This is a genomic window from Salinisphaera sp. SWV1 (assembly GCF_052044155.1).
In the GTDB taxonomy this organism is placed as follows: Bacteria; Pseudomonadota; Gammaproteobacteria; order Nevskiales; family Salinisphaeraceae; genus Salinisphaera.
Genome location: NZ_JBQDYE010000002.1, coordinates 37,298 through 63,249, shown reverse-complemented (window position 1 = coordinate 63,249; position 25,952 = coordinate 37,298). Strand labels below are relative to the sequence as shown.

Annotated in this window: 24 protein-coding genes; 15 read left to right on the top strand and 9 right to left on the bottom strand. The window is 65.7% G+C overall.

The window, feature by feature from the left end; translation table 11 throughout:
• Window positions 1-2: 2 nt before the first annotated feature.
• A complete protein-coding gene (locus ACS8YF_RS01490; RefSeq protein WP_440848449.1) occupies window positions 3-3,134 on the top strand; it encodes an error-prone DNA polymerase in 3,132 nt (1,043 codons plus the stop codon).
• A 167-nt stretch (window positions 3,135-3,301) separates the two neighbouring features.
• A complete protein-coding gene (locus tag ACS8YF_RS01485) occupies window positions 3,302-5,347 on the top strand; it encodes a potassium transporter Kup (RefSeq protein ID WP_440848448.1) in 2,046 nt (681 codons plus the stop codon).
• 94 nt (window positions 5,348-5,441) lie between these two features.
• On the opposite strand, the gene ACS8YF_RS01480 is transcribed toward ACS8YF_RS01485, so the two are convergent.
• Window positions 5,442-6,272: an aldo/keto reductase gene (locus ACS8YF_RS01480; protein ID WP_440848447.1), complete on the bottom strand. Its 831-nt coding sequence runs from the start codon at window positions 6,270-6,272 to the stop codon at window positions 5,442-5,444.
• A gap of 54 nt (window positions 6,273-6,326) precedes the next feature.
• On the opposite strand from ACS8YF_RS01480, the gene ACS8YF_RS01475 reads away from it, so the two are divergent.
• From ACS8YF_RS01475 to ACS8YF_RS01465, 3 genes are all read left to right on the top strand, one after another.
• The gene (locus ACS8YF_RS01475) at window positions 6,327-6,644 is read left to right on the top strand and encodes an MGMT family protein (RefSeq protein ID WP_440848446.1); all 318 of its coding nucleotides are present in this window, start codon (window positions 6,327-6,329) and stop codon (window positions 6,642-6,644) included.
• Window positions 6,645-6,710: 66 nt separating this feature from the next.
• Window positions 6,711-7,076, top strand: coding sequence for a putative quinol monooxygenase (locus ACS8YF_RS01470; protein ID WP_440848445.1), 366 nt, complete (start codon window positions 6,711-6,713; stop codon window positions 7,074-7,076).
• Between the two features lie 132 nt (window positions 7,077-7,208).
• Complete coding sequence (locus tag ACS8YF_RS01465) at window positions 7,209-8,246, top strand: alpha/beta hydrolase (protein WP_440848444.1); 1,038 nt, start codon at window positions 7,209-7,211, stop codon at window positions 8,244-8,246.
• A 22-nt stretch (window positions 8,247-8,268) separates the two neighbouring features.
• Here the strand turns inward: ACS8YF_RS01465 and ACS8YF_RS01460 are convergent, their stop codons facing one another.
• Window positions 8,269-8,727 carry an EF-hand domain-containing protein gene (locus ACS8YF_RS01460; protein WP_440848443.1) on the bottom strand — a complete coding sequence of 153 codons (459 nt, stop codon included), beginning with the start codon at window positions 8,725-8,727 and terminating at the stop codon, window positions 8,269-8,271.
• 463 nt (window positions 8,728-9,190) lie between these two features.
• On the opposite strand from ACS8YF_RS01460, the gene ACS8YF_RS01455 reads away from it, so the two are divergent.
• Window positions 9,191-10,489 carry an Nramp family divalent metal transporter gene (locus ACS8YF_RS01455; RefSeq protein WP_440848442.1) on the top strand — a complete coding sequence of 433 codons (1,299 nt, stop codon included), beginning with the start codon at window positions 9,191-9,193 and terminating at the stop codon, window positions 10,487-10,489.
• Between the two features lie 4 nt (window positions 10,490-10,493).
• On the opposite strand, the gene ACS8YF_RS01450 is transcribed toward ACS8YF_RS01455, so the two are convergent.
• Entirely contained in the window at window positions 10,494-11,723 is a 1,230-nt protein-coding gene (locus ACS8YF_RS01450; RefSeq protein WP_440848441.1) for an MFS transporter, read from the bottom strand.
• 139 nt (window positions 11,724-11,862) lie between these two features.
• On the opposite strand from ACS8YF_RS01450, the gene typA reads away from it, so the two are divergent.
• From typA to ACS8YF_RS01420, 6 genes are all read left to right on the top strand, one after another.
• Window positions 11,863-13,695: a translational GTPase TypA gene (typA, locus tag ACS8YF_RS01445; RefSeq protein WP_440848440.1), complete on the top strand. Its 1,833-nt coding sequence runs from the start codon at window positions 11,863-11,865 to the stop codon at window positions 13,693-13,695.
• Between the two features lie 83 nt (window positions 13,696-13,778).
• Window positions 13,779-15,401, top strand: a complete 1,623-nt coding sequence (locus tag ACS8YF_RS01440) for a GNAT family N-acetyltransferase (protein ID WP_440848439.1) — start codon at window positions 13,779-13,781, stop codon at window positions 15,399-15,401.
• A gap of 50 nt (window positions 15,402-15,451) precedes the next feature.
• Window positions 15,452-16,219: an SIR2 family NAD-dependent protein deacylase gene (locus ACS8YF_RS01435; protein ID WP_440848438.1), complete on the top strand. Its 768-nt coding sequence runs from the start codon at window positions 15,452-15,454 to the stop codon at window positions 16,217-16,219.
• A 47-nt stretch (window positions 16,220-16,266) separates the two neighbouring features.
• Window positions 16,267-17,028, top strand: coding sequence for a ParA family protein (locus tag ACS8YF_RS01430; protein ID WP_440848437.1), 762 nt, complete (start codon window positions 16,267-16,269; stop codon window positions 17,026-17,028).
• A 43-nt stretch (window positions 17,029-17,071) separates the two neighbouring features.
• Window positions 17,072-18,523, top strand: coding sequence for an NfeD family protein (locus tag ACS8YF_RS01425; RefSeq protein ID WP_440848436.1), 1,452 nt, complete (start codon window positions 17,072-17,074; stop codon window positions 18,521-18,523).
• Window positions 18,524-18,525: 2 nt separating this feature from the next.
• Window positions 18,526-19,350: a slipin family protein gene (locus tag ACS8YF_RS01420; protein WP_440848435.1), complete on the top strand. Its 825-nt coding sequence runs from the start codon at window positions 18,526-18,528 to the stop codon at window positions 19,348-19,350.
• On the opposite strand, the gene ACS8YF_RS01415 is transcribed toward ACS8YF_RS01420, so the two are convergent.
• Window positions 19,323-19,886, bottom strand: coding sequence for a CoA pyrophosphatase (locus ACS8YF_RS01415; protein WP_440848434.1), 564 nt, complete (start codon window positions 19,884-19,886; stop codon window positions 19,323-19,325). The genes ACS8YF_RS01420 and ACS8YF_RS01415 overlap by 28 nt on opposite strands.
• A 73-nt stretch (window positions 19,887-19,959) precedes the next feature.
• Complete coding sequence (locus ACS8YF_RS01410) at window positions 19,960-20,289, bottom strand: type 1 pili tip component (protein ID WP_440848433.1); 330 nt, start codon at window positions 20,287-20,289, stop codon at window positions 19,960-19,962.
• A gap of 409 nt (window positions 20,290-20,698) precedes the next feature.
• Between ACS8YF_RS01410 and ACS8YF_RS01405 the strand changes: the two genes are divergently transcribed.
• The 3 genes from ACS8YF_RS01405 (at window position 20,699) to ACS8YF_RS01395 (ending at window position 22,152) form a co-directional block, all read left to right on the top strand.
• Complete coding sequence (locus tag ACS8YF_RS01405; protein WP_440848432.1) at window positions 20,699-20,968, top strand: hypothetical protein; 270 nt, start codon at window positions 20,699-20,701, stop codon at window positions 20,966-20,968.
• Between the two features lie 111 nt (window positions 20,969-21,079).
• Window positions 21,080-21,400 (top strand): SCP2 sterol-binding domain-containing protein, encoded by a 321-nt coding sequence (locus ACS8YF_RS01400; RefSeq protein WP_440848431.1) that lies wholly within the window; start codon window positions 21,080-21,082, stop codon window positions 21,398-21,400.
• A 2-nt stretch (window positions 21,401-21,402) separates the two neighbouring features.
• Window positions 21,403-22,152: a class I SAM-dependent methyltransferase gene (locus tag ACS8YF_RS01395; protein WP_440848430.1), complete on the top strand. Its 750-nt coding sequence runs from the start codon at window positions 21,403-21,405 to the stop codon at window positions 22,150-22,152.
• Window positions 22,153-22,174: 22 nt separating this feature from the next.
• On the opposite strand, the gene ACS8YF_RS01390 is transcribed toward ACS8YF_RS01395, so the two are convergent.
• From ACS8YF_RS01390 to ACS8YF_RS01375, 4 genes are read right to left on the bottom strand one after another with little or no spacing between them, the layout of a single operon-like run.
• Window positions 22,175-22,705 (bottom strand): gamma carbonic anhydrase family protein, encoded by a 531-nt coding sequence (locus ACS8YF_RS01390; RefSeq protein WP_440848429.1) that lies wholly within the window; start codon window positions 22,703-22,705, stop codon window positions 22,175-22,177.
• A gap of 47 nt (window positions 22,706-22,752) precedes the next feature.
• Entirely contained in the window at window positions 22,753-23,436 is a 684-nt protein-coding gene (tsaB, locus tag ACS8YF_RS01385) for a tRNA (adenosine(37)-N6)-threonylcarbamoyltransferase complex dimerization subunit type 1 TsaB (RefSeq protein WP_440848428.1), read from the bottom strand.
• Entirely contained in the window at window positions 23,433-25,361 is a 1,929-nt protein-coding gene (locus ACS8YF_RS01380) for an ATP-dependent DNA helicase (protein ID WP_440848427.1), read from the bottom strand. Before ACS8YF_RS01380 ends, tsaB begins: the two co-directional genes overlap by 4 nt.
• Window positions 25,358-25,951: a tetratricopeptide repeat protein gene (locus ACS8YF_RS01375; protein ID WP_440848426.1), complete on the bottom strand. Its 594-nt coding sequence runs from the start codon at window positions 25,949-25,951 to the stop codon at window positions 25,358-25,360. Before ACS8YF_RS01375 ends, ACS8YF_RS01380 begins: the two co-directional genes overlap by 4 nt.
• Between the last annotated feature and the right edge of the window lies 1 nt (window position 25,952).

Sequence of the window (25,952 nt, the reverse complement as noted above, 5' to 3'; positions counted from 1 at the left end):
ACATGAGAAATCACTTTAACGCACTTGAAATGGATTATTCAGAGCTTTGTTGTGTCAGCAATTTTTCATTTCATCGTGGCGCCTCCCACCCCGAGGAATTATTCGAGCGTGCGGCATATCTTGGTTACAGCGCTCTGGCCATCACCGATGAATGCAGCCTCGCGGGCGCCGTGCGGGCACTGCTCGCATCCGAGCGCGTGGGGCTTCGGCTCATCCTCGGCAGCCGCCTGGCGCTGGCTGAAGGCCCGACGCTGGTGGTTCTGGCGCGAGACCACCGTGGCTACACCCAGCTTTGCCGCCTGATCACGCGCGCGCGCCGGAATGCCGACAAGGGCCGCTACCGCCTGACACGCGCCGACCTGGATAGGCTCGAACTCGATGCCTGCTGGCTGCTCGCGTTGCCGGACCACGGCCGGCCACCCGGCCCGGCCCTGCACGAATTTCTGGCCTGGTTGAGCGTGCATTATCCGCGCACTGCCCGGATCGCTCTGGCCCGGCACCGCGGCCCGCATGATCTCCTCCACGTGGAACGCCTGAATCGCCTGCGTTTGCAATACGGGCTGCCAATCGTGGCAGTCGGCGATGTGCATATGCACAGCCGTTCGCGCCGGGCCCTGCAAGACGTCTTGACGGCGTTGCGTCTGGGCACCCGTGTTGCCGGGGCCGGTCATGCCCTGGCGGCCAACGGCGAACGTTATCTGCGACCGCGTCGCACGCTGGCCGCGTTGTATCCGCCCGACGCCCTGGCCGAGACCCGCCGCATCGCCGACGATTGCCGTTTCGACCTGCGCACCATTCGTTATGACTACCCGGGCGAACTCGTTCCGGCTGCCCATACTTCAAGTAGCTTCTTGAAAGTTCTGGTGGAGAAAGGGGCCGCAAGTCGCTGGCCTGACGGGGTTTCCGATGCGGTTAGAAAAAAGATCGATGAGGAACTCGAAATCATCGAGTTCATGGATTACCCGCACTATTTCCTGACCGTCCGCGACATCGTGGTCGAAGCACGGCGACGCGGGATTCTGTGCCAGGGACGCGGCTCGGCGGCCAACTCGGTGGTCTGCTTCTGCCTGGGCATCACGGAAGTCGACCCGACCCGGCACGAACTCCTGTTCGAGCGCTTCATTTCGCGCGACCGCAACGAGCCGCCCGATATCGATGTGGACTTCGAGCACGAACGCCGCGAGGAAATCATCCAGTACATCTACAACAAGTACGGACGATCGCGGGCCGCCCTGGCCGCCACCGTGATCCGTTATCGGCCGCGCAGTGCCATGCGCGATGTGGCGCGCGCCATGGGTTTGTCCGCCGATCAGATCGACACGCTGGCCGGCGAACTGTCACGCCGGGCCGATGACGGCACGCTGGATGAACAACTGGCAGCGCGCGGCGTACGCATCGACGCGCGCTTGCTGCATCAGATTCTGGTGCTGGTCGACACGCTGATCGGCTTTCCGCGCCATCTGTCACAACACGTGGGCGGCTTCGTGCTCAGCCAATGCCCACTGGAAGAACTGGTGCCGGTCGAGAATGCGGCCATGGTCGATCGCACGATCATCCAGTGGGACAAGGACGACCTGGAAACCGTCGGCCTGATGAAGATCGATGTCCTGGCGCTCGGCATGTTGACCTGTATCCGGCGCTGCTTCGATCTGATTGCCGGCTACACCGGCCATCTCGGCTCGATGTCCAGCCTCCCCGGCGGCGATCCCGACACGTACCGAATGATTCAGCGCGCCGATACCGTCGGTGTCTTCCAGATCGAATCACGCGCGCAGATGACCATGCTGCCGCGCCTGAAGCCCAGGTGTTTCTTCGATCTGGTGGTGGAGGTGGCCATCGTGCGGCCCGGCCCGATCCAGGGCGGCATGGTGCATCCCTATCTCAAGGCGCGTGAGCATCCGGGCCGCATCACCTACCCCAACGAAGCCTTGCGCGGCGTGCTCGAACGCACCCTGGGCGTGCCGATCTTTCAGGAGCAGGTCATGAAAATCGCCATGGTCGCCGCCGATTTCAGCGGTGACGAAGCCAACGGACTGCGCAAATCGATGGCGGCCTGGAAACGGGCAGGCGGCCTGGAGCCCTGGCGAGACCGGCTCAAGTCCGGCATGCGAAGGAATGGGTATGCGGAAGAATTCGCCGACCGAATCTTTGAACAAATCAAGGGGTTCGGCAGTTATGGCTTCCCCGAATCGCATGCGGTGAGCTTCGCCCTGCTGGTTTATGTGTCGGCCTATCTGAAGTGCCATTATCCGGCCGCGTTCGCAGCGGCACTGCTCAACAGCCAGCCGATGGGGTTCTATGCACCGTCCCAGATCGTGCGCGATGCCCGCCGGCACGGGGTGGCGGTCCGGGCTGCCGATGTCCGCTATTCACAGGGCGATTGCACGCTGGAAGGCGCGCCGGGCGAAGCCGCGGGTTGCAACGACCGTCCAGCGCTGCGTCTCGGCCTGCGGATGATCAAGGGGCTGGCCCCCGACGCCGCGGACCGAATCGTGACGGCGCGCACGCGGCAGGCTTTCGACAATGTGGCGGATCTGGTGACACGCGCCCGGCTGAACCGGCGCGCCCGCGATGCCCTCGCGCGTGCCGACGCGCTGACGGGCCTGGCCGGCCATCGGCATCGAGCACAGTGGCAGATCGCGGCCGCGCGAGTGCACGACGACCTGTTCGCGGGTATCGACGCCCCCGAACCCGGGATTGCACTCCCCGAGCCGAGCGAGGCCGCGAACATCGTGGCCGATTATCACAGCACCGGACTGACGCTGCGCCGTCATCCCATGGCGCTGCTGCGCCCCGGCCTGGCGCGCACGGGCACAATCACGGCCGTGGCCTTCAATCGCCTGACACACCAGGCGCGCGCCCATGTGGCCGGCATCGTGACCATGCGCCAGCGCCCCGGCAGCGCCAGGGGCGTGACCTTCGTCACCCTCGAGGACGAAAGCGGTTGCGTGAACGTCATCATCCGCCGCGACGTGCTGGCGCAATACCGCATCGCGGTGCTATCCGCCCGTATGCTGCGGGTGACCGGCGTGATGCAGCGTGCCGGCGCGGTGCGACATTGCCTGGCACACGAGATCGTCGACGACACCGCACGGCTCGGCGCGCTCGACACACGATCACGCGATTTTCATTGATCACCCATTCGCCGGCACAGACATGCGCCTTCAGCCGCCGATGCAACGGCCTGCCGCGTATTCATGCGACGCTCCTCGCCACCATCCATCCGATAGTATCGTGAGCGTAACCACGATTATGACAGGCGACCGAGACGCCGCCCGATTCGCTTCAAGGATGCCGCCGCATGACGAATGATCGATCCGATCCGGACGAAAAACGCGACAACGACGCCGAGCATGCGTCCGCCGACGAAAACAACGGAGAAAACGCATCCGGAAAAAGCGAACAGGAGCAGATCGCTCAGGCGCATTCGCCCGAAGAACAGGCCGAGAGCGGCGAGAAGAAAGAGACCCCGATCGGCCCGGGGCGCCTGCTGACCCTGTCGCTCGGCGCGCTCGGCGTATCCTATGGCGATATCGGCACCAGCCCGCTGTACGCGCTGCGGGAATGCTTCAAGGGTTCGAGCCACCTGGCGCCGACCAACGCCAACGTCATCGGCATACTGTCGCTGATCTTCTGGGCGCTCATTCTGGTCGTGTCGACCAAATACATGATGTTCGTCACCCGGGCGAACAACAACGGCGAAGGCGGCATGCTCGCCCTGGTCGCCCTGCTCAACCCGTGGCGTCGCGACGCCGGGCGGCACTCGGCTGTTCTGCTCAAGCTCGGCGTGTTCGGCAGCGCCCTGCTCTATGGCAGCTTCATGCTCACGCCGGCCATTTCGGTCTCGAGTGCTGTCGAGGGCCTGAACGTCGCCACCTCGATCTTCAAGCCGTACGTGATTCCGATCACGATCGTGATCCTGATCGCGCTGTTTTCGATCCAGAGCCGCGGCACGGCAACCGTCGGCCGGTTCTTCGGTCCGGTGATGATCCTCTGGTTCCTCACCCTGGGCACGCTGGGCGTGTACGGCATCCTGCACGAACCGAGTGTGCTGGCGGCGATCGACCCGCTGCATGCGCTGGCCTTCTTCGTTCGCAATCACGGCACCGGTTTCGTGGTACTCGGCGCGGTATTCCTGGTGGTAACCGGCGGTGAAGCCATGTATGCCGACATGGGCCATTTCGGCCGCCGCCCGATCCAGATCGCCTGGTTCGGCCTGGTCCTGCCGGCGCTGCTGCTGAACTACTACGGCCAGGGCGCGATGCTGATCCACGCGCACGGCGCCTCGGCGAACCAACCCTTCTACGAACTGGCACCGGGCTGGGCGCTGTATCCGCTGGTGGTGCTCGCCACAGCCGCGACGGTGATCGCCTCGCAGGCCGTGATCTCGGGCGCTTTCTCGCTCACACGTCAAGCGGTGCAGCTCGGTCAGCTGCCGCCGATGCGGCTGTTCCAGACCTCATCCGAGGAATACGGCCAGATCTACGTGCCGACGCTGAACTGGCTGCTCATGCTCGCGACCATCGGGCTCGTGCTCGGCTTCCGCACCTCGACCAACCTCGCCTGGGCCTACGGCGTGGGCATCTCGTTCGCGATGACCATTACCACCTGTCTGGCATTCTTCATCATGCGCGAGCGCTGGAAATGGCCGCTGTGGATCGCCCTGCCGCTCACCCTGGGTTTCCTCGCCGTCGATTTGCCGTTCTTCGGCGCGAATATCCTCAAGATCCCGCATGGTGGCTGGTTCCCGGTGGCCACTGCGGTTCTGGTCTATACCCTGATGTCGACCTGGCGCCGCGGGCGCGAACTGCTGCGCCAACGCCTGGTAGAGGACGAACCGGTCCCGCTCGACGAATTCATCCGGGATCTCGCCACCGACGACACCGTGCGCGTCAAGGGCACGGCGATATTTCTGACCGGCAGCGATGCCGGCACGCCGCCGATGCTGCTGCATCACCTGGAGCACAACCAGGTATTGCACGAGCATGTGCTGCTGCTCACCGTGCGAACCGAGGACGTGCCGCGCATCCCCGCGGCCGACCGGCTCGAAATCGACGATCTCGGCGAAGGCGTCTACCGCGTTTTCGCGCGCTACGGTTTCATGCAGAATCCGAACGTGCCGGTCGCGGTCCGGCTGTGCGAACGCTTCGGCCTGGATTTCGATACCGACAAGGCGACTTACTACATCGGGCGCGCGACCATCATTCCCACCGACGAAGTGCCCGGCATGATGCTCTGGCGCGAAAAACTGTTCGCTTTCATGTCGCGCAACGCCATTCAGCCGACCTCCTACTACCGCGTGCCCCCCGATCGCGTGATCGAATTCGGGCTACGGGTGGAAATCTAGGCGTTTACGTCCACACATAAGCGCGCTATCCGGCGCGACAGGGCGCGACCGCAGCATGATGACTGCGGCCGACCCTGCGCGCTGGCATTGGCATTCAATAAATCTGCAGCGGCGCCGGTCCGGCCGGCGGCGGAAACAGATCATCCAGCTCGGCGAGATCGTCCGCGCTCAGGGCGATATCGACAGCCGCCGCATTCTCCGCGACGCGCGCCGCATGCGCCGACTTCGGAATCGGCATCACCTCGCTCTGATGGAGCAGCCACGCGAGCGCGGCCTGGCCCTCGGTCATCTCGCGCGACCGGGCAAATCGTTGCAATGCCGGGCTGTCCATCAGGGCGCCGCCATCGAACGGAGAATAAGCCATCGTCACGATTCCGGCTTTTTGCAGCCAGGGCAACAACGCCCACTCGATGCCGCGTTGATTGAGATTGAACAGCAGCTGGTTGACCTGCATTTCGTGGCCGCCGGCATGACTGAAGGCCTGCGTCGCGTCGAGGTCGAGGTTGCTGACGCCGTAATGGCGAATCTTGCCATCAGCCTGCAACCGCTCGAAGGCGCGAACGGTCTCTGCGTACGGGGTCGCGCCCGGCCAGTGCAGCAGGTACAGGTCGAGGCGGTCGGTCCTCAGACGTTTCAGACTGGCTTCACAGGCTGCGATGGCGGCATCGAAACCGGCGTTCGACGGCAGTACCTTGCTCATCAGGAACACCGCGTCGCGCCGCCCGACCAGCGCCTCGCCCACCAGCCGCTCGGCGCGTCCGTCGCCGTACATTTCCGCGGTGTCGATCAGCGACAGACCGCGCTCGATACCGGTGTGCAGCGCTTCGATTTCAGACCGGCGCGTGTTCGGATCGTCGCCGAGATACCAGGTGCCCTGGCCCAGGGCCGGCACCGTCTCGCCACAGGGCAAGGTGAGATACTTCATAACGCAAAAGGGCCCCTTCAGCCCAGGGATGTCGTGTTCTGGCATCATCCTGCCATGTCATCGCCCTTGTCTCATGGACCTATCTTCGCGGTCGTACGCCGGATTCCGCCCGGCCGCGTCGCCACTTATGGCCAGATCGCGCGCCGGGTCGGCCGTCCGCGCGCGGCACGCCAGATCGGCTATGCCCTGCACCGTTGTCCGCCGGGTTTGCCCTGGCATCGCGTCATCAACGCCCAGGGCCGCATTTCCCTGCCCGCGGACAGCACCGCGGCACTGACCCAGCGCCGACGGCTGATCGAGGAAGGCGTTATCTTCGTCGACGGACGCATTGATCTGGCCCGTTACGGATGGGACGACACCCGCGCCGATTGACCTCGCCCATGGCACTGACGCCCGGCCGGTTATACAGTGGATATCCGATCATCAACGGGGCCTGTCATGGCTGCACTGCGCGATACCGGCGTCTCCTTCTCACCTTATTTCGAAATCCCGCCCGAACGGATGGATGAATTTCGCGCCCTGGTGGACGAGTTCGTCGCTGCCACCGGCAATGAGCCCGGTTGTCTCTACTACGGGTTCTGCTACAACGACCACCAGGCACTGTGCCGTGAAGGCTATGCCGACGGCGATGCCTTTCTTGCCCATCTGGACAATGTCGGCGAGCTGTTCGCCCGCGCCCAGCAGGTCGCGACCGTCACCCGCATGGAAATGCACGGCCCGGCGGCCGAACTCGACAAGCTGCGCAAGCCGCTGGCGGACCTCGACATCGTATGGTTCACCCAGGACTGTGGTTTCCGGCGCTGACGGGCCCACAACGGCTGGGGTCGCACCACAGGCTTGCGGCCCGGTCGCCCGCCCCGAACGGCTGGGCATCGCCTCAAATGGCCGCAGTGCGTAGAGTGGCCCTCTGGTTTAATTGACGAACAGGAGTCGCGCATGGCACCCCTGAGCAAGTCCTTCGAAGCCGGTGCGGCGCGCGGTATGCTCGGCCTGCCGGCCGCCCTGCTCCGGCTCATGGCCGGCAAACCGATCGTGCGCGACGGCCATGCGCTTGATGTGCAGTGTCAGTTGTTGCTGAAGATCATGCGCCTGCGCGGCGCCAAACTCGGTGGCTCGGATGTGGCAACCGAGCGGCGACAAATGCGGGCGCAATCGAGTACCTTGGCGCCGCGGGCGCACAACCCGCTCGCGGTACACGAGTGGGTCGTCGCCGGTGATAACGGTGCGCTCGCAGCGCGTTGTTATCGCCCCGAAAGCGCCGATGGGGCCGCCATCGTGTTCTACCACGGCGGCGGCTTCGTGCTGGGTGACCTCGACTCGCATGACGGTATCTGCCGCGCCCTGGCCGACCGGGCCCAGGCGACGCTGATCGCGATCGACTATCGGCGCGCGCCCGAACATGCGGCGCCGGCCGCCGCGCGCGATGCCATTGCGGCCTTCCGCGATATCGCGGCGCGCGCCGACGATCTGGGCATCGATGCGCACCGAATCGCGGTGGCGGGCGATAGCGCCGGCGGCAACCTGGCGGCCGTGGTGGCACAGCAAACCCGACATGACATCGCCGCACCGGCCGCTCAGCTGCTGCTCTACCCGGCGGTCGACTTCGCCGAGGACAAACCCTCCAAGACCCGGCTGGGCAGCGGGTTCCTGCTCGAAAAATCCTCGATGGATTGGTTCGAGGGGCATTACCTGCCCGCCAACTGTAACAAGCGCGACCCGCTGGTCTCGCCACTGCACGGCGAACTGGGCGGCGTCGCGCCGGCCATCGTGATCACGGCGGGCTTCGATCCGCTGCGCGACGAAGGCGAAGCCTACGGCGCAGCGCTGCAAACGGCCGGCGTGAACACGATCCGCCGCTGCGAAACCGGGCTGATCCACGGCTTTGCCAACTTTGCCGGCGGCGTCGAACGGGCCAGACAGGCACTCGACCACGCGGCCGACGCGCTGCGCACCCGGTTCGACGCCATCAACTGAACCCGGCAACCGGGGTCGCGGGTCAGTTCGAGCCGCCGCCCTGCCCCCGGTTGCCGAAGGCTTGCTGCAGTTCCTCTTTAGAGATGTAGCCGTCGCCGTTGGTATCGAGCTTATCGAAATAAGGCGTCAACGCCTTGCGATACTCGCTGCGCGAGATCTCGCCGTTTCCATTGGCATCGATATGCTTGAACCAGCTGCTGATGATCCGGTGGCGGCGTTTCTTGTCCTGGGCGGTGGCATCGGCCGGCAGGCCCGGCTGGCCGGCGTCGAATTCCTTGGCGTCCACCTGGCCGTCGCCGTTGGTATCCAGCTTGTTGAAGGCCCGGTCCTGCGCCGCGTTGGCCTCGGCTCGGCTGATCTTGCCGTCGTGATTGGTATCGGCGCTGGTCAGGCCGGCCGCCTGGGCGGCCGTGACAAGCACCAGACCGGCGCCGCAAATGATGGCGATACGGCGGCCGGTCGCGATGGTTCGTGCAAACATAACGCTCTCTCGTGGTCGATGGGGTGGTTCGCAAATGCGCTGACGTGTTGCGGCCCGCGATACCGGGCCGGATGTCCAGTCTCGTCGATGCGCGTGTCCAGGTTGTTCGCGCGGCGCCCACATGCCGGTCGCGCACGCGCTGCGTGTGGCCGGTTCGTTTGACACCGCCGGGCGTCGCATCCCCGTGGGCCGCGGCGTGGTCGACGCGGGCCGTCCATCAAACCCGACCGGAATGTGGCGGTCGCGCAGGCGATCCCTGGGCGATCAATAATCAGTATACCGCTTGACTCGCCGCCCGCGGGCGGCCTCGCGCCCGCGCAATGTCGCGGGGCTTGCACCGCATAGCCCATGGCCTTAAAGTTTAGCCTATGCTGATTTTATGAGTGCGGGACCACGATTGAACCCCGGTCTATTTTCTCGCGACGAGCGCCGCGGCGGCATGCCGGCGCTTCGGAAGCCCCGAATGAGCTCGACCCACATCAACCATGATTTCCTGCCGGGCGAAGGTGCCACGGCGCGGGCGGCCCAGGCCGCGCTCGACGGTCACCGGCGCGGGCTCAGGCGTTTGCTTCCATTCCTCGGCCCCGCCTTCATCGCGGCCGTGGCCTATATCGATCCCGGCAACTTCGCGACCAACATTCAGGCGGGATCGAGCTACGGCTACATGCTGCTCTGGGTGGTGCTGGTTTCCAACGTCATGGCTGTTCTCATTCAGTCGATGTCGGCCAAACTGGGCATCGCGACCGGTAAAAATCTGCCCGAAATCTCGCGTGAGCGGTTTCCGCCGCTGGTCACCCTCGGGCTTTGGATCCAGGCCGAGTTCATTGCCATTGCGACCGATCTGGCGGAGTTCATCGGGGGCGCGCTCGGCCTGAATCTGTTGTTCGGCATTGCGATGTTCCCGGCCGCCCTGATCACCGGCGTTTGCTCGTTCGGGCTGCTGGAACTGCAGCGGCGCGGCTTTCGCCCGCTCGAAGCCGGCATCACCGCGCTGATCGCCGTGGTGGTCATCTCCTTCGCCTACGAGGTCTGGATCGCCCATCCGGACGGTCGCGCCCTGCTGGCCGGCCTGTTCGTGCCCACCCTGGCCGGAAGCAATAGTCTGATGCTGGCCGCCGGTATTCTCGGCGCCACGGTCATGCCGCACGTGATCTATCTGCATTCGGCCCTCATGCAACGGCGTGTGATCGGCCGCAACGACGAAGAGCGTCGGCGCCTGTTCCGCTTCGAATTCGTCGATATCCTGATCGCGATGGGAGTGGCCGGCCTGATCAACGGCGCCATGCTGGTGATGGCGGCCGGACTGTTTCACGGCAGTGGCGAAACCGTATCGACGCTGGAGACGGCCTACAGCCGCCTGCACGATCATGCCGGCACCCTGGCCGCCATCATGTTCGGCGTCGGCCTGCTCGCCAGCGGGTTCTCGAGTTCGTCGGTGGGCACGATGAGCGGCCAGATCGTCATGCAGGGCTACCTGAATCGCCAGATCCCGCTGTATCTGCGCCGGCTGATCACCATGGCGCCCGCGCTGGTCCTTCTCGCCATCGGCGTCGACCCCACGACCGCGCTGGTCATGAGCCAGGTGGTGCTGTCGTTCGGTATTCCGTTCGCCCTGATCCCACTGCTGATGTTCTGTTCGAATCGGGCGTTGATGGGGAGCCTGGTCAATCGACGGGCAACGACAGTCGCCGCCTGGAGCGTGGCGGGCGCCATCATCGGGCTGAACATCTTCCTGCTGTATCAGACGATATTCGGCCTGTGAGGCCTCAAGCGATCGACGCGGCATGGCGCTGCCAAACGGCAAGGCGGACGACCGCGACCAGACCCAGCGCAAGAACCACCGCCACCATGGCGGCCACCCCGGCCCAGCCGTAGCCGCTCCAGAACAGCCCGCCCAGCGAGCCGACGACGCTCGATCCGAGATAGTAGCCCAGCAGATACAGCCCGGCCGCATGCCCCTTGCCGTGCTGCGCGAGCAGGCCGACCCAGCCGCTCGCGGTCGCGTGACCGGCGAAGAAGCCGATCGTCACCAGTCCGACTCCCGCGATGATCGCCAGCAGCGAATCCGGCCACATCAACGCCAGCCCCAGCGCCATCAGCACGATCGCGAAGATGAGCATCGGCGGGCGCCCGTGACGGTCGGCGATCTTGCCGGCAACGGCCGAGGTCACGATGCCGGCCATGTAGACGACGAACACCGAGCCAATGGCACCCTGGCCCAGCGAGAACGGCGGCTCGGACAGCCGATAGCCGACATAGTTGTAGACCGACACGAAAGCGCCCATGAACAGAAAGCCGCAGAGAAACACCCAGGGCAGCGCGTTGTGGCGCATGTGCGACGCGACCGGGCCGGCGTGCTGGCGCAGTGTCAGCCCGTGCTGGGCCACGAAATTGCGCGAGCGCGGCAGCAAGGCGACGAACACCGCGGCGGCGGCGAAGCCGACCAGACCGAGGCTGGCGATGGCCACGCGCCAGCCGAAGGCTTCGGCCAGCAGGCCGGCAATCACGCGTCCGCCCATGCCGCCGCAGGCGGTGCCGGCGATATACAGGCCGGTGGCGGTGCCCAGGTCTTCGGGGTCGGTTTCCTCCGAGAGATAGGCAATGGCGAGCGCGGGCACGCCGCCGAGTGCGAACCCCTCGAAGGCACGCGCGACCAGCAGCGTGGTCCAGCCCGGCGCGATCGCCGCCACCAGCGACAACGCAGCCGAGCCGAGCAGCGATGCCGCCATCACCGTCTTGCGCTCAATCGCGCCCGACATGAGCCCGGCCAGAAACAGCGTGAAGGCGAGCACGCCGGTCGTCACCGACAATGACAGGCTGCTGACCGCTGCCGACACCCCGAATTCGCGCGAAAACGCCGGCATCAGCGGTTGCACCGAGTACATCGACGAGAACGTCGCGAAGCCGGCGGCGAACAGCGCCAGGTTGGCGCGCAGATACGCGGGCGTGCCTCGCTCAAGGTAGTCGGTACGGGCGGTTGCGGTCGATTGACTCATCCGACAATGGTCGCATATTTGCATCATGAAGCGACCGCAGGCCTGGCAATTTCTTGCATCATTTACGACTTTCGGCTAGCCGAAGCGCCTTCATTGCCGGATAATGTCGCGTTTTCGCATCCCGGCTGGCCCATTTTTCATGATCGATAATCTTCGCAACATCGCGATCATCGCCCACGTCGACCACGGCAAGACCACGCTCGTGGACTGTCTGCTTCGTCAGTCGGGCACGTTTGACGCCCGCGAGGACGTCGCCGACCGGATCATGGATTCGAACGATCTGGAAAAGGAACGCGGCATCACGATCACGTCGAAGAACACGGCGATCGAATGGCGCGACCCGGATTCCGACGCGGTGTACCACATCAACATCGTGGACACTCCGGGCCACGCCGACTTCGGCGGCGAAGTCGAGCGCGTGCTGTCGATGGTCGATTCGGTCCTGCTGCTGGTCGATGCCGTGGACGGCCCGATGCCGCAGACCCGCTTCGTCACCGAGAAGGCCTTCCAGCTCGGCCTGAAGCCGATCGTGGTGATCAACAAGATCGACCGCGACGGCGCGCGGCCGGACTGGGTGCTCAACGAGACCTTCGATCTGTTCGACAGTCTGGGGGCGACCGAGGAACAGCTCGATTTCCCGATCATCTACACCTCGGCGCTCGGCGGTTATGCCGGCATGGACGACACCGTGCGCGACGGCGACATGCTGGCGCTGTTTCGCACCATCACCGAGAACGTCCCCGCCCCGCCGGTGAACCTGGAAGGCACCTTCCAGATGCAGATCACCACGCTGGACTACAACAGCTTCGTCGGCCAGATCGGCATCGGCCGCATCGCCCGCGGCACCATCAAACCAGCCACCAACGTCACCATCGTCGACCGTGAGGGCGGCACGCGCAATGCCCGCGTGGCGGGCGTGTTCGGTTTCCTGGGGCTGAACCGCGTGGAGGTGGACGAGGCCCGCGCCGGCGATATCGTCGCCCTGACCGGCATGAACGATCTCGACATCTCGGACACGCTCTGCGATCCGGCCAAGCCGGAATCGCTGCCGCGGCTGACGGTCGACGAGCCGACCATGAGCATGACCTTCGAGGTCAACAAATCACCGCTGGCCGGCAAGGAAGGCAACTACCTGACCTCGCGCCAGATCCGCGAGCGGCTCGAGCGCGAGCTCAAGTCGAACGTGGCGCTGCGCGTGGAACAAGGCGGCGATGCCGATCGCTTCAAGGTCTCCGGCCGCGGCCTGCTGCATCTGTCGGTGCTGCTGGAAACCATGCGCCGCGAAGGCTATGAACTGTCGGTCTCACGTCCGGAAGTGGTCACGCGCCAGGTCGACGGCCAGATTCAGGAGCCCTACGAACTGCTGATGTGTGATATCGAGGACGCGCACCAGGGCTCGGTGATCGACAATCTCCAGCAGCGGCGCGGCCAGCTGCAGAACATGGAGCCGGACGGCAAGGGCCGGACCCGGCTGGAATTCATGATTCCGTCGCGCGGCCTGATCGGCTTCCAGACCGAGTTCATGAGCCTGACCTCGGGCACGGGCATCGTCACCCATGTCTTCGATCACTACGGCGCGCTCGGCGGCACCGACATCGGCCAGCGCCAGAAAGGCGTGCTGATCGCCAACGCGCCGGGCAAGGCAGTCGGCTTTGCCATCTTCAACCTGCAGGACCGCGGCAAGATGATGATCAGCCCGAACGACGAAATCTACGAGGGCATGGTCGTCGGCATTCATTCGCGCGAGAACGATCTCACCGTCAACGTACAGAAGGCCAAGCAGCTCACCAACGTGCGCGCGGCCGGCACCGACGAGAACATCCAGCTCGTGCCGCCGGTGCGCATGACACTGGAACAGGCGCTGGAATTCATCAACGACGATGAACTGGTCGAGATCACGCCCGGCTCGATCCGCGTGCGCAAGCGCTGGCTCAAGGAACACGAGCGCAAGAAAGCGTCTCGCGGCGGCTGATATCCGCCGCGGCGGGCCGTCATGCCCGCCGCCGGCCTGCCCGCTTGTTCGACCGTCGACCCGCTCCGCCCGGAGGATTCGCCATGGCGTCACAGAACAGCCGTTCCCGTCTGATCGTTCGCAAGGCCCGCCTGGCCGACATTCCGTCCATCAACCGGATCGTGCAGCGTGCGTACCCGAAGATGGACGATTACTCGTTCGACGAACTGCGCGGCCAGATCAACAACTTCCCGGAAGGCCAGCTGGTCGCGGTCTATGAAGACCAGGTGGTCGGCTATTGCGCCACCATCTGCCTGCCGGAAGCGCAGGTCATGCGCAATCACAGCTGGGCCGAGATTACCGGCAACGGCTACGGTTCCACGCACGATATCGACGGCGATTATCTGTATGGCTACGAAGTGTGCGTGGACCCGGACGCCCGCGGCCTGCGCATCGGGCGCCGGCTGTATCGCGAGCGCGAGGCGCTGGCGGTCAAGCTCGGGCTCAAGGGCATTGTCTTCGCCGGGCGCATCCCGGGCCTGCGGCGCCGGTTGAAGCAGTTCGGCAGTGCCCAGGCTTATGTCGAGGCCGTGGCCGACAAGACCATCCGCGACCGCGTACTCTCGTTCCAGCTCGCCCAGGGCTACGAACTGCTCGGCGTGATGCCGAACTACCTGCCGGACGATCCGGATTCGATGGGTTACGGCGCCCATCTGCTCTGGCGCAATCCCGAGTACAAGTATCGCGAGGATGTGCCGGGCGATTCCCATGTGCATCTGCAAACACGCAACAGCGTGCGCATCGCCACCGTCCAGTACATGCAGCGTGCGATCGACTCGTTCGACGAGTTCGCCCAGATCGTGACCTACTTCGTGCGCGAGACCGCGGACGCCAAGGCCGATTTCGTGGTCTTCCCCGAACTGTTCACGGTGCAGCTGCTGTCGATCAAGAACGAGGACCTGCACCGACGTGCGGCCATCTGGCGGCTGGCCGACTTCTGCGACGATTTCCGTGCATTGATGGCCGACCTGGCCGTTCGTTGCAACATCAACATCATCGCCGGTTCGCATCCGACGCAGGTGGGCGAGGAACTGCAGAACATCGCCTACATCTATCTGCGCGATGGCTCGGAATACATGCAGCCCAAGATCCACCCCACGCCCGGCGAGCGCGAACACTGGAACATCGTCGGCGGCGACAGCCTGAACGCGATCGAGACCGATTGCGGCCCGATCGGCGTGCTTGTGTGCTACGACAGCGAATTTCCCGAACTGTCTCGGCATCTGGCGGATCAGGGCATCAATATCCTGTTCGTGCCATTCTCGACCGAGGACCGGGCCGGTTACCTGCGCGTGCGCTACTCGGCGCACGCGCGCGCGGTGGAAAACCAGATCTACGTGGCCACGGCCGGCAACACCGGCAACCTGCCGCGCATCCACGCGATGGACATGCACTACGCGCAGTCCGGCATCTTCACCCCCTGCGATTTCGCCTTCGCGCGCGACGGCATCGCCGCCGATACCACGGCGAATGCCGAACAGGTGGCGATCGCCGACGTACGGCTCGATACGTTGCATGAAGCGCGCACGTCGGGCTCGGTGCAGAACATGCTGGATCGCCGCCACGACCTGTACCGCGTGCAATGGATGCCGCGCCGGCGTGCCACCGCCAAGGCCCGCCGACTCGCGGCCAAACCGGGCCAGACGACGACCACCGACGACGGCTGAACGCTCCCGGCCCACCTCGCTGGCGGCGCGGGTCGCGTTACCATCGCGGCATGAGTGATGACGACCCGCAGCCCATCCGCCGTGCCGCCGTGCTGGTCGCAGCCGCGCGCGAGATTCTCGTGCTCACGGGCGCCGGCATATCGGCCGAGTCGGGCATTCCGACATTTCGCGAGGCACAAACCGGCCTCTGGGCCGCATATGCGCCCGAGGATCTGGCCACGCCCGAAGCCTTCGTCCGGCATCCCGAGCGGGTCTGGGGCTGGTATCAGTGGCGCCGTGCGCTGATCGCACGTGGCGGCGTGAACGCCGGCCATCGCGGTATTGCGCAACTGGGCGCGTCGCGGCGCGTATTCGTGGCTACCCAGAACGTCGATGGTCTGCACGCCGCGGCCGGCAGCCGCGCCATCGCCGAGTTGCACGGCAATATCTGGCGCGACCGCTGCGGTAGCTGCGGTGCCACGGTCGACAACAAAGTCGCCGAGCCCGACACACAAGACCCGGCGTATTGCCGTCGCTGCGGCACCATGATGCGCCCGGACGTGGTCTGGTTCGGCGAAATGCTGCCCACCGAGGCCCTGCGGGCCGCCGAATCCGCGCTGGCGCGTGCCGATGCGGTGCTCGTGGTCGGCACCTCCAACCGCGTGTATCCGGCGGCAGCGCTGGTCGATGCCGCGATTGAATCCGCCCGGCCCGTGATCGAGATCAATCCGCGCCCGACCGGTGTGTCCCATGCTGTCGATGTCCGCGTTGCGGATTCCGCCAGCCGTGCCCTGCCCGCCCTTGCGGCTCTGCTCGACGAGGCCCCGGCGAACGGCTAGAGTCATTCGCAGATCCTATTCGGTGCGGCCTTCGGCCGGGAGCGCTCATGACGACTCGGGTCGTTTTCAACCAGAAAGGCGGGGTCGGCAAGACCACCGTGCTCGCCAATCTCGCTGCGATCGCCGCCGAGCGCGGCCGGCGCACGCTGGTCATCGATCTGGATGCCCAGTGCAATGCCAGCCAGTATCTATTGTCCTCGGATGGCCGCCAGGCCGAATGTGGCAGCGCCGATTTCTTCGAGGCCACGCTGGAACGCGGCCGCAGCCGTGAGAATCTGGCCGATTATGTGACCGACACGCCATTTGAGAATCTATCGATCATTGCCGCGCACCCCGATCTCGAAGGGATTCGCGTCAAGCTCGAGGCCAAGCACAAGATCTACAAGCTGCGCCAGGCGCTGGAGACATTGTCCGGCTTCGACGAAATCTACATCGACACCCCGCCGGCGCTGAATTTCTACTCGCAATCGGCGCTGATCGCGGCCGATCGCGTGCTGGTGCCGTTCGACTGCGACGACTTCGCGCGCCAGGCGCTATATGCCCTGTTCGACAACATTCACGAGATCCAGGACGACCACAACCCGGCGCTGGTGATCGACGGCATCGTGGTGAACCAGTTCCAGCCGCGCGCCAAGCTGCCGCAGCGCATGCTGGCCGAGCTCACCGAGGAAGGCCATCCCATCATTGATGCGCACGTCACCAGTTCGGTCAAGGTGCGTGAATCGCACGATGCATCCGTGCCGCTCATCCACTTCGCGCCGAGCCATAAGGTGACCCAACAGCTCGTCGCCCTGTACGAGAAACTGTAGCCCGCGCGCATCGGTTGCCGCGAACGCTGCGTTAATTACAGACATGAGCGTTCGATCGATAACCCGCTGCCGTCCGCTGATCGCCCTATTGCCGATTCTGCTGGCGTTCGCGCTGATCGCGGCCCACGCCGCGGGCGGCGCAGCATCCACGGCCCGCGAGATCCCAATCGACGGCGCCATCGGCCCGGCGATCGGCAATTATGTCGTCGACGAGATTCACCAGGCCGAAGCGGATCACGTGCCCGTGATCATTCTGCGTCTCGACACGCCCGGCGGCCTGTCGGCCTCGATGCGGGATATCGTGAAAGCCATTCTTGCCTCACCCGTGCCCGTGATCGGGTATGTGGCACCGTCGGGCGCGCGGGCCGCCAGTGCCGGCACATATATCCTCTATGCCACGAATATCGCGGCGATGGCGCCGGCCACCAATCTCGGGGCGGCGACGCCGATCGAGTTGGGCGGCGGCAACGACAAGCCGGCGGGTAACGGCGGATCGAAACACAACGACAAATCGTCGAAGGACAAGACCCAAAGCGCCACGGCGCCCGACCTGTCCAACGGCGCCACCGAGCGCCGCAAGCAGGTCAACGATGCCGTGGCCTATATCCGCAGCCTGGCCGAACGACGTAGCCGCAACGCCGACTGGGCGGAAAAGGCCGTACGCGAGGCCGCCAGCCTGAGCGCGCAACAGGCTGAAAAAAAGCACGTGATCGATCTCATCGCCGATAACGCGCAGGCGCTGCTCACGGCGGTCGACGGTCGTACCGTCCACACCGCCGACGGTGATGTCACCCTGCATACCAAGGGCCTGACGATCGAGCGGCGCACGCCCGGCTGGCGTACCTCGCTGCTCGCCATCATCACCGACCCGACCGTCGCTTATCTGCTGTTCATGGTCGGCATCGTCGGCCTGGCCGCCGAAGCCCTGGCCCCCGGCGCCACCCTGCCCGGCACGGTGGGCGGCATCAGCCTGATCGCCGCCCTGTTCGCGTTTCACGTGCTGCCGGTCAGCTACAGCGGCGCGGCCCTGATCGTGCTCGGTGTGCTGTTGTTCGTGGCCGAGGCGTTCGTGCCAAGCTTCGGCGCCCTCGGGCTGGGCGGCATCGTGGCGTTCGTGTTCGGCTCCATCATGCTCATGGACAGCAACGCGGCCGGGTATGATGTGTCGATGGGGGTGATCATCGGCATCGCGATCGCCGCGGCGCTCATTCTGGCGCTGATGGTGCTCATGTTCGCGCGCTCGCGGCGCGCACACGTCGAAACCGGCCACGAAGGCCTGGTCGGGCGCGAGTGCGTGGCGAACGACGACTTCGTGCGTGAAGGCCGGGTCTGGCTACACGGCGAATCCTGGCGGGCGATCAGCGAAACGCCGGTCAAACGCGACCAAATCCTCACCGTCATCGGCGTGCAAGGACTTACCGTTTTTGTGCGTCCTCTTGAACAGCGCAGTGCGGCTCATTCGAACAAGACCGGCCGACGGCCGGAAGGATCCTAGCCATGTTCTTCAATGTCGTGATTGCCGTGATCGTCCTGCTGGCGATCTTCATATTCGCCTCGATCAAGATTCTGCCGGAATACGAGCGCGGCGTGATGTTCACGCTCGGCCGCATGACCGGGGTCAAGGGTCCGGGCATCTTCCTCGTCATCCCCGTGATTCAGAAGATGATCAAGGTCGACATGCGCGTGACCGTCATGGACGTGCCGACCCAGGACGTGATCTCGCGCGACAACGTCTCGGTGCAGGTCAACGCGGTGGTCTATTTCCGGGTCATCGACGCCGACAAGGCCATCATCGAGGTCGAAAACTACTACATGGCGGTCAGCCAGTTGTCGCAGACCACCCTGCGCAGCGTGCTCGGCCAGCACGAGCTGGACGACATGCTGGCCGAACGCGACAAGCTCAACGCCGACATCCAGACGATTCTGGATCGCCATACCGACGCCTGGGGCATCAAGGTGGCCAACGTCGAGATCAAGCAGGTGGACCTGGACGAAAGCATGACCCGCGCCATCGCCCGCCAGGCCGAGGCCGAGCGCTCGCGCCGCGCCAAGATCATCAACGCCGAGGGCGAAATGCAGGCGGCCGAGAACCTGCGCGGCGCCGCCGAACAACTCTCGCGCGAGCCGCAGGCCCTGCAGCTGCGCTATCTGCAGACGCTGGTCGACATCGCGAGCGAGAACAACTCGACGATTGTCTTCCCGCTGCCGATGGATCTGATCGAGCCGTTGATGAAGGCAGCCAAGGGGGGGGGCGACGCCGCGCCGAAAGCCGCGGCACCGGCGAGCCGCGAACCTCAGAGCTCGTCCGCCGACGCAACGTAAAAAGCCCGACCCTCGACGGCGGCCACCCGTTGCGCAAGCCCCATCAGGATGGCGGCGGTGGCGCCCCAGATGTGGTGGCCGTCGAAATCGATCGCGTAGATTCGGTAATCCGTGCCGTCGCGGCGCCACCGTCGGCTATGGTAGTGCGCGGCATTCATGGCATAGGCCAGCGGCACGGCGAATATCCGCTCGATTTCGACGCCGTCCGGTTGCAGCACCTGCCCCGGTTCGATCCAGCCGACAAACGGCTTGATCTCGAATCCGGTCACCGTGGCGTAGCACGGTAACTCGCCGAGCAGCGTCACGGCCTCGCGCATCAGGCCGATCTCCTCGTGGCACTCGCGCAGGGCCGCATCCGCCGGGCCAGAGTCGCCGGGATCGATGCGCCCACCGGGAAAACTGATCTGGCCGGGGTGATGGGTCAGCCCCTGGGTGCGCTGGGTGAAATAAATGCGCGGCTCGCTCGCGGCCTCGACGCCGATCAGCACGGCAGCCGGGCGCGTGGCATGTTGCGCGCGACGCGCATCGAGCCTCATCAAGCACTCGCCCGGCGGCATCTCCAGAGCCAGGGCCGCGGCCAGTCGCCGTCGCCAGGCCGCGGGCGCGACGCTAGCCGCCGGACTTGAGCTTGTCGGCATAGGCCTTGGTCAACGCCTGGAATCGCGGCGTCAGCCCGGCGTCGGCATACATCGGATCACCGAGATCGTCGTAACCGGCGACATCCTCGCCCGGCTGATAAGAGAACGAACTGGTGAGTTCGTCCAGCGCGCACGCCAGCAGATCGGTGATCACCCGCTCGCGCGTCAGTCCCGGAAACATCTCCACCAGCGCTTCGATCTTGGCCGCATCATAGATCGGCAACTGCACGTCGTAGCTTTGCTCCGTACGCGGCTCGCCCGCGCTCGACTGCCACTGCGACACCAGCTCACTTATCTTCATTCCGCATGCTCTCCTTTGGTTGCGGATCGGGTCATGACCGCCAGGGCCCATTTCACGCCACGCCGCCCGCGGACGCACCCACCTGGCGTGGTGCGCCGGCTGCTGTGAATCTGCAGTCGCGCCCGCACCGCCGGATCAGGCGTCCGAGCCATCGACCCGGGTCAATGCAAGCTCGCGCAATCCGCTGCTGTCAGTCGCTCTGCAGCGGCGCCACAGCGCGCTTGCCGCGCCCGGTCCGGCCAAGGCCCGCAGCGTTTCGGGCCGTCACCAGCGCGGCGTCATGTGAAACGGCAACAGACTCTAAGATAAAGCAATCGTCGACCCGCGGCATCCGTGGCCATACCCCCGCGCCGGCACGTTGACCCCGCCCCGGGGCACTGCTAGCTTTGCGGCCACTCAACGAGGATTCGTGAAATCTATGGCCAAGTCGGAAAAAACCTGGAGTCTCAAGGAAATAGACCAGGAACGGGGCAGCACGAAGGGCGCTGCGTTCCGCGCCTTCAAACAACTCAAGGAGAGTTTCGACGAAGGCCGGGATTTCTACTACCTGAGCGCGTCGGAGGATGCCGCGGAAATCGAGAAGCTGCGCGCAGCCGGCCGCATCTACGAAACCACGGTCAACGCCATACTGCTGACCGAGGCGGGTTACTCGGCAGTCGTCGATTACATGGACGGGTAAGCGCCGACAACAACATGCCGCGCGGGCGAGCGTTCGCGCGGCCATCGTTGGCAAATGGGCGCCGCTCGCGCATCATAGCGGGCTGATTCGACGAGCCAACCCTACGGCCCGATGCAAGACGCCCGCGAGCTTCTGACCCGACTGCCGCTTTGTTTCAAGCCCGACGCAGCCGGTGACCTGTCCATTACCGCCCAGTACCTGACCCGGCATCCGGTCTATATCACGATCGAAAATGGCCACTGCAGTGCGCATGAGGGCCTCGCCCGCGCGCCGGACGTCACGTTCAAGGTACGCGATGATCATCTGATCAAGCTGATGACCGGGCGCATGCGGGGCATCACCGCTTTTCTCACCGGCCGGCTCAAGGTGGAAGGCAATTACATGCTGGCGCAGAAACTACAGCAGGTCTTCGATACGTCGCGGCTGCGCTAGTCGTGTGGCTGATCGCGCCCGACGATGCGCACGCGCCACGGGATAGGCGACGAGCCGCCGATCTCGGGCTGGACCCGGTACAGCAAGCGCCGGACCAGGGCTTTTATCTCGCGCGCGACGAATCCGGACTGGCCTTGCGATCCGCCAAGGATGCCGCCGGCAGCGGATTGCGCTGCGCCCTCGCCGATAGCGCCGGACTGGCCGACCGTCAGGCCGGCGGCCGGCGATCGCCGCTGGCGCGCGCATTCGGCCTGCATCGCCACCCGCCGATGCGCATCCTCGACGCCACAGCGGGCCTGGCGCGCGACGCAGCCACGCTTGCAGGCCTGGGTTGCGACGTGACCGCCGTGGAACGTCAGCCGGCGCTGTATGCGCTCATCGCCGACGCCACACAACGCATCGACGAATCGCCGCACGCGCCGGCATGGTGGCCGCACTGGCAGCCGCCGGTTTATGCCGACGCACGATCGTGGCTTGCCGCACGACCCGGCGGCGCGTTCGACGCCATTTACATCGACCCCATGTTCGCCAGCCCGCGGCGCAAGTCGGCGCCGCAGAAAGCGCTGGCATGGCTCGCCGAACTCGCCGGCGCCGACGACGATGCCCCGGAGGTGCTCGAAATCGCGCGCCGGCAGGCCATGCGGCGTGTCGTGGTGAAACAGCATGCGCGCGCCACACCGATCGCACCGCCCGATCTGCAGGTGCGAGGGCGCGCCATCCGTTTCGATATCTACCTCGCACCCGGCACCTGAGCCCGGATCTGCGGGCCCGCGGTCAGCGGCAGACCGGGGACAGCTCGGCCCGGAATCGCCGGTAGTTGTCCACGTAATGCGCCGCGCCGTGGCTGAGCGCCTCGATCTCGTCGGCTTCGAGTTCGCGCTTGACGCGGCCGGGCGCGCCGATGACCAGGCTGTTATCCGGAATCGTCTTGCCCTCGGGGATGAGCGCGCCGGCACCGATCAGACAATTGCGGCCGATGGTGGCGCCGTTGAGTACCACCGCCTGGATGCCGATCAGGCTGTTGTCGCCGATGGTGCAGCCGTGCAGCATCGCCTGGTGACCCACGGTGACGCCGGCGCCCACGGTCAGCGGAAACCCGGGGTCGGTATGCAACACACAGCCGTCCTGCACATTGCTGCCCTCACCGATGGCGATCAGTTCCTGATCGCCGCGCAGTACCGCGTTGAACCAGATGCTGGCACATTCGGCCAGCCGTACCCGGCCGATGACCGTCGCATTCTCGGCAATGAAATAGTCGTCGCTGGCCGGTACGTCCGGGGCCATATCGCCCAATCGATAACGCATGGCAATCTCCTGTGTTGTTTTATCGCTTGCTCGGTGCCGCCCTGCGCTCAACCCTTCGCCGCACCCGGCTTGCGGGCGACATCGTCGCGCACATAGACCGGCAGCGCGCTCGCGGCCGCCATGCCCCGGCCGGCCGCAAACAGGGGCCCGGCCAGGCGCGCCACGTCGAGCGCGTGCGGGGCATCGACGGCAACCGGAGCCGCGCGAATGGCCTGGGCCGCGAACACCAGCGGCCAGCCATTGCCGGCACGCCAGGCAATCTCCGGCGGCTCCACCGCCAGGTCGTGCGGTGCCATCACCCGTTCCTCGGCCATGGGTTCGGGCATGGCGGCGCGCTCGAAGGTGGCGGTGTAAATTTCGCCCATACGCGCGTCCTGAACGACCTGGGCCCGGGTGGCCGCCGGCCATTGCGCGAACACCCGCGCCGCGAGGGCCGCCAGGGTCGATATGCCCACCACCGGCAGATCCGCGCCGCTCGCCAGCCCCTGGACGAGCCCGGCGGCAATCCGCAGCCCCGTGAAGGCACCCGGCCCGCGCGCAAAGGCAATGCCGTCGAGATCGCACAGCCGCAGTCCGGCGTCGTCGAGCAATGTCTGCACCGCGGGCAGCAGGCGCGTGGCATGTTCGCGCGGCGCGATCTCGAAGATCTCGCGGGCGTCGGCCGGCGCGCGGCTGTCGAACAGGGCCGCGGACAACGCCGCCGTGGAGGCATCCAGCGCTAATATCTTCACGGTACCGAGGCCTCGATGGTGGACGGCGCCAGCCCATCGACGAAGGCACAGGCGGCGCTGCGGCTGCGCGTGATCGCCATCGGCGGCAGGCTGGCACGAATCACCGAGCCATAGCGCGCGGTAAACAGACGCGGATCGCAGATCGCGAGTACGCCGCGATCCTCGGCATCGCGGATCAAGCGTCCAACCCCCTGCTTGAGCATGATCACCGCCTGCGGCAGCTGGTAGTCCATGAATGGATTCTCCCCGGCCGATTTCATCGCCTCGAAGCGCGCCGCAAGAACCGGATCGGCGGGCGAGGCGAACGGCAGCTTGTCGATGATCACGAGCCGCAGGCCATGGCCGCGCACATCGACCCCCTCCCAGAAACTGCTGGTCGCCACCAGAATGGCATTGGAGTCGGCGCGAAAATCGGCCAGCAGGCTGGCGCGCGGCGCCTGCCCCTGAACCAGCGGTTCGAACCCGGCTTCGACCAGCGCCTCGCCGTAGCGGCGCACGGCCCGGTAGCTGGTGCAGAGCACGAACGCGCCACCTTCGGCCGCATGGATCAAGGCCACGATCTCGTCCACGGCGGCATCGTCGAAATTCGGCGCCGAGGGCGCCGGCATGCGCTGCGGCGAATACAGCAGCGCGTTGTGCTCGTAGTCGAACGGGCTGGGCAGGATTCGGGTCTCGACGCTCGACAATCCGAGCCGGGCACAGAAATAGCTCAGCTCATCTCTGACCGAGAGCGTGGCCGAGGTGAAGATCCAGGCACTCGGCGTGGATTCCACCGCGCGCGCGAACGGTGTGGCGACATCCAGCGGCGTGCTGTGCCAGATCCAGCTCGCGCCGCGGCGCTCGATCCAGCTCACACGATCGCCGTCCTCGGCCACCACGGTCGCGAACCGCGCACGCAGGTCGGTCACCCGCCGCGCGACCGATTTCAGCCCCTCGCTGCGTTCGAGCGCGGGCTCCAGTTCACTTTCCAGCGTGGCGAGCGATTCGACCAGGGCATCGCGTGCCGCCACGCGCTCGGCGGTCGCGATTTCGCGCCAGCCCTGGGTGATCGCACCCTCGCCCAGCCCTTCGGTGAATGCCCTTTCGTTTTCGCCGAGGGCTGTGAAACACGCCACAAGGTCGGGCATGTCCCCGCCCAGGGCCTCGATTTCGGCCCGCCCGTCGCGCACCAGGTCGCGCACCTGGCGCGACGATACCGCCTGGCCGAAGAAGCGCCCGGCGATATCCGGCAGCTTGTGGGCCTCATCGAGCACGATCGCGTCCGCCCCCGGCAACACCTCGCCGAAGCCGGCCTCGCGTACCGTCATATCCGCGAACAGCAGGTAGTGATTGGCGATGACCACATCGGCCGCCTGGGCCTCGCGCCGCGCATGCAGGACCCAGCATTGATCGTAGAGCGGGCAGTCGGTGCCAAGGCAGTTATCCGTGGTCGACGTAATGCGCGGCCACAGGGCATCGCCGTCGCTGGGATCGCCGAATTCGCCGATATCCCCTGTTTTCGTGCGGCCGGCCCAATCCCGCACGCGGCGCAGTCGCGGCCCCAGATACAGATCGCCGCTGTGTTCGGCGAGTTCGAGCCGGTGCAGGCAGAGGTAGTTCGACCGGCCCTTGAGGACCGCGGTATGCACGCTCCGCCCGAGCACGGTCTGTGCCAGGGGCACATCCTTCTCGGCCAACTGCGTCTGCAGATGGCGGGTCGCGGTCGACACGATCACCTTGCGGCGGGAAGCGAGCGCCGGCAACAGATAGGCCAGGGTCTTGCCGGTGCCGGTGCCGGCCTCGACCACCAGCCGGCCGCCGCCGTCCATGGCCTGCGCCACGGCCGAGGCCATTTCCGCCTGCCCCGGTCGCGGGCGATAACCGGGCAACGCAGCGGCCAGCGCGGCGTCGTCCTGGAACAGCGCGGCGCCTGCCGCTGCCGTCATTGCGGGTATTGCGACGCGGCCTGGCGGAAGTTCACCGCCTGCGCACGGGCTTTCTGCGCGCCGTTGCTGTTGCCTGCCTGCTTGCGCGCCTCGGCGATCAGCTGCCAGTTGCCGGCCTCCACGAAGGGGTTGTTGTTGGACACGCTGTTGGATTTCATCGCCAGCTGTTCCGCCTGGCCGTTTTCGCCCTGAGCCAGTCGCACCGCGGCCATACGCTGATAAATGAACGGATTGCGCGGCGCGAGATCGAGTGCGCGCTCCAGCGTCGACGCCGCGGCATCCATATGTCCGGCATTGGCCAGTGTATCGGCGCGCCCCAGCAGCGACATCACGGCCGGGCTGCTGATCTGCGATGCGTTTTGCGGCGGCGTCTTCTTCTGCTGCTGCTGCGGTGGCTGCTGCGGCGCATTCACGCTCGGGTTACCGCTGTTGGCGGGCGGCGGCGCCTGTCCCGCCGGGCCCGAGGGGGACGCCTGCGACGGCTGCGACGGCGCGTTACCCGAAGGCGCGGACATGCCCCCGGACTGCGTGGCACAACCGGCCACCAGAATAAGCGCGCCCAGCGCGAGGATCGATTTGATCTTGTTCATA

Coding starts and splice junctions, on each gene's coding strand:
- ACS8YF_RS01410 (WP_440848433.1), bottom strand. CDS start 20,289: ATGAAGATAAGTGAGCTGGTGTCGCAGTGGCAGTCGAGCGCGGGCGAG.
- ACS8YF_RS01440 (WP_440848439.1), top strand. CDS start 13,779: ATGGCGTCACAGAACAGCCGTTCCCGTCTGATCGTTCGCAAGGCCCGC.
- ACS8YF_RS01460 (WP_440848443.1), bottom strand. CDS start 8,727: ATGTTTGCACGAACCATCGCGACCGGCCGCCGTATCGCCATCATTTGC.
- ACS8YF_RS01450 (WP_440848441.1), bottom strand. CDS start 11,723: ATGAGTCAATCGACCGCAACCGCCCGTACCGACTACCTTGAGCGAGGC.
- ACS8YF_RS01435 (WP_440848438.1), top strand. CDS start 15,452: ATGAGTGATGACGACCCGCAGCCCATCCGCCGTGCCGCCGTGCTGGTC.
- ACS8YF_RS01380 (WP_440848427.1), bottom strand. CDS start 25,361: ATGACGGCAGCGGCAGGCGCCGCGCTGTTCCAGGACGACGCCGCGCTG.
- ACS8YF_RS01465 (WP_440848444.1), top strand. CDS start 7,209: ATGGCACCCCTGAGCAAGTCCTTCGAAGCCGGTGCGGCGCGCGGTATG.
- ACS8YF_RS01470 (WP_440848445.1), top strand. CDS start 6,711: ATGGCTGCACTGCGCGATACCGGCGTCTCCTTCTCACCTTATTTCGAA.
- ACS8YF_RS01480 (WP_440848447.1), bottom strand. CDS start 6,272: ATGAAGTATCTCACCTTGCCCTGTGGCGAGACGGTGCCGGCCCTGGGC.
- ACS8YF_RS01375 (WP_440848426.1), bottom strand. CDS start 25,951: ATGAACAAGATCAAATCGATCCTCGCGCTGGGCGCGCTTATTCTGGTG.
- typA (WP_440848440.1), top strand. CDS start 11,863: ATGATCGATAATCTTCGCAACATCGCGATCATCGCCCACGTCGACCAC.
- ACS8YF_RS01425 (WP_440848436.1), top strand. CDS start 17,072: ATGAGCGTTCGATCGATAACCCGCTGCCGTCCGCTGATCGCCCTATTG.
- ACS8YF_RS01475 (WP_440848446.1), top strand. CDS start 6,327: ATGTCATCGCCCTTGTCTCATGGACCTATCTTCGCGGTCGTACGCCGG.
- ACS8YF_RS01420 (WP_440848435.1), top strand. CDS start 18,526: ATGTTCTTCAATGTCGTGATTGCCGTGATCGTCCTGCTGGCGATCTTC.
- ACS8YF_RS01455 (WP_440848442.1), top strand. CDS start 9,191: ATGAGCTCGACCCACATCAACCATGATTTCCTGCCGGGCGAAGGTGCC.
- ACS8YF_RS01485 (WP_440848448.1), top strand. CDS start 3,302: ATGACGAATGATCGATCCGATCCGGACGAAAAACGCGACAACGACGCC.
- ACS8YF_RS01490 (WP_440848449.1), top strand. CDS start 3: ATGAGAAATCACTTTAACGCACTTGAAATGGATTATTCAGAGCTTTGT.
- ACS8YF_RS01390 (WP_440848429.1), bottom strand. CDS start 22,705: ATGCGTTATCGATTGGGCGATATGGCCCCGGACGTACCGGCCAGCGAC.
- ACS8YF_RS01415 (WP_440848434.1), bottom strand. CDS start 19,886: ATGAGGCTCGATGCGCGTCGCGCGCAACATGCCACGCGCCCGGCTGCC.
- ACS8YF_RS01430 (WP_440848437.1), top strand. CDS start 16,267: ATGACGACTCGGGTCGTTTTCAACCAGAAAGGCGGGGTCGGCAAGACC.
- ACS8YF_RS01400 (WP_440848431.1), top strand. CDS start 21,080: ATGCAAGACGCCCGCGAGCTTCTGACCCGACTGCCGCTTTGTTTCAAG.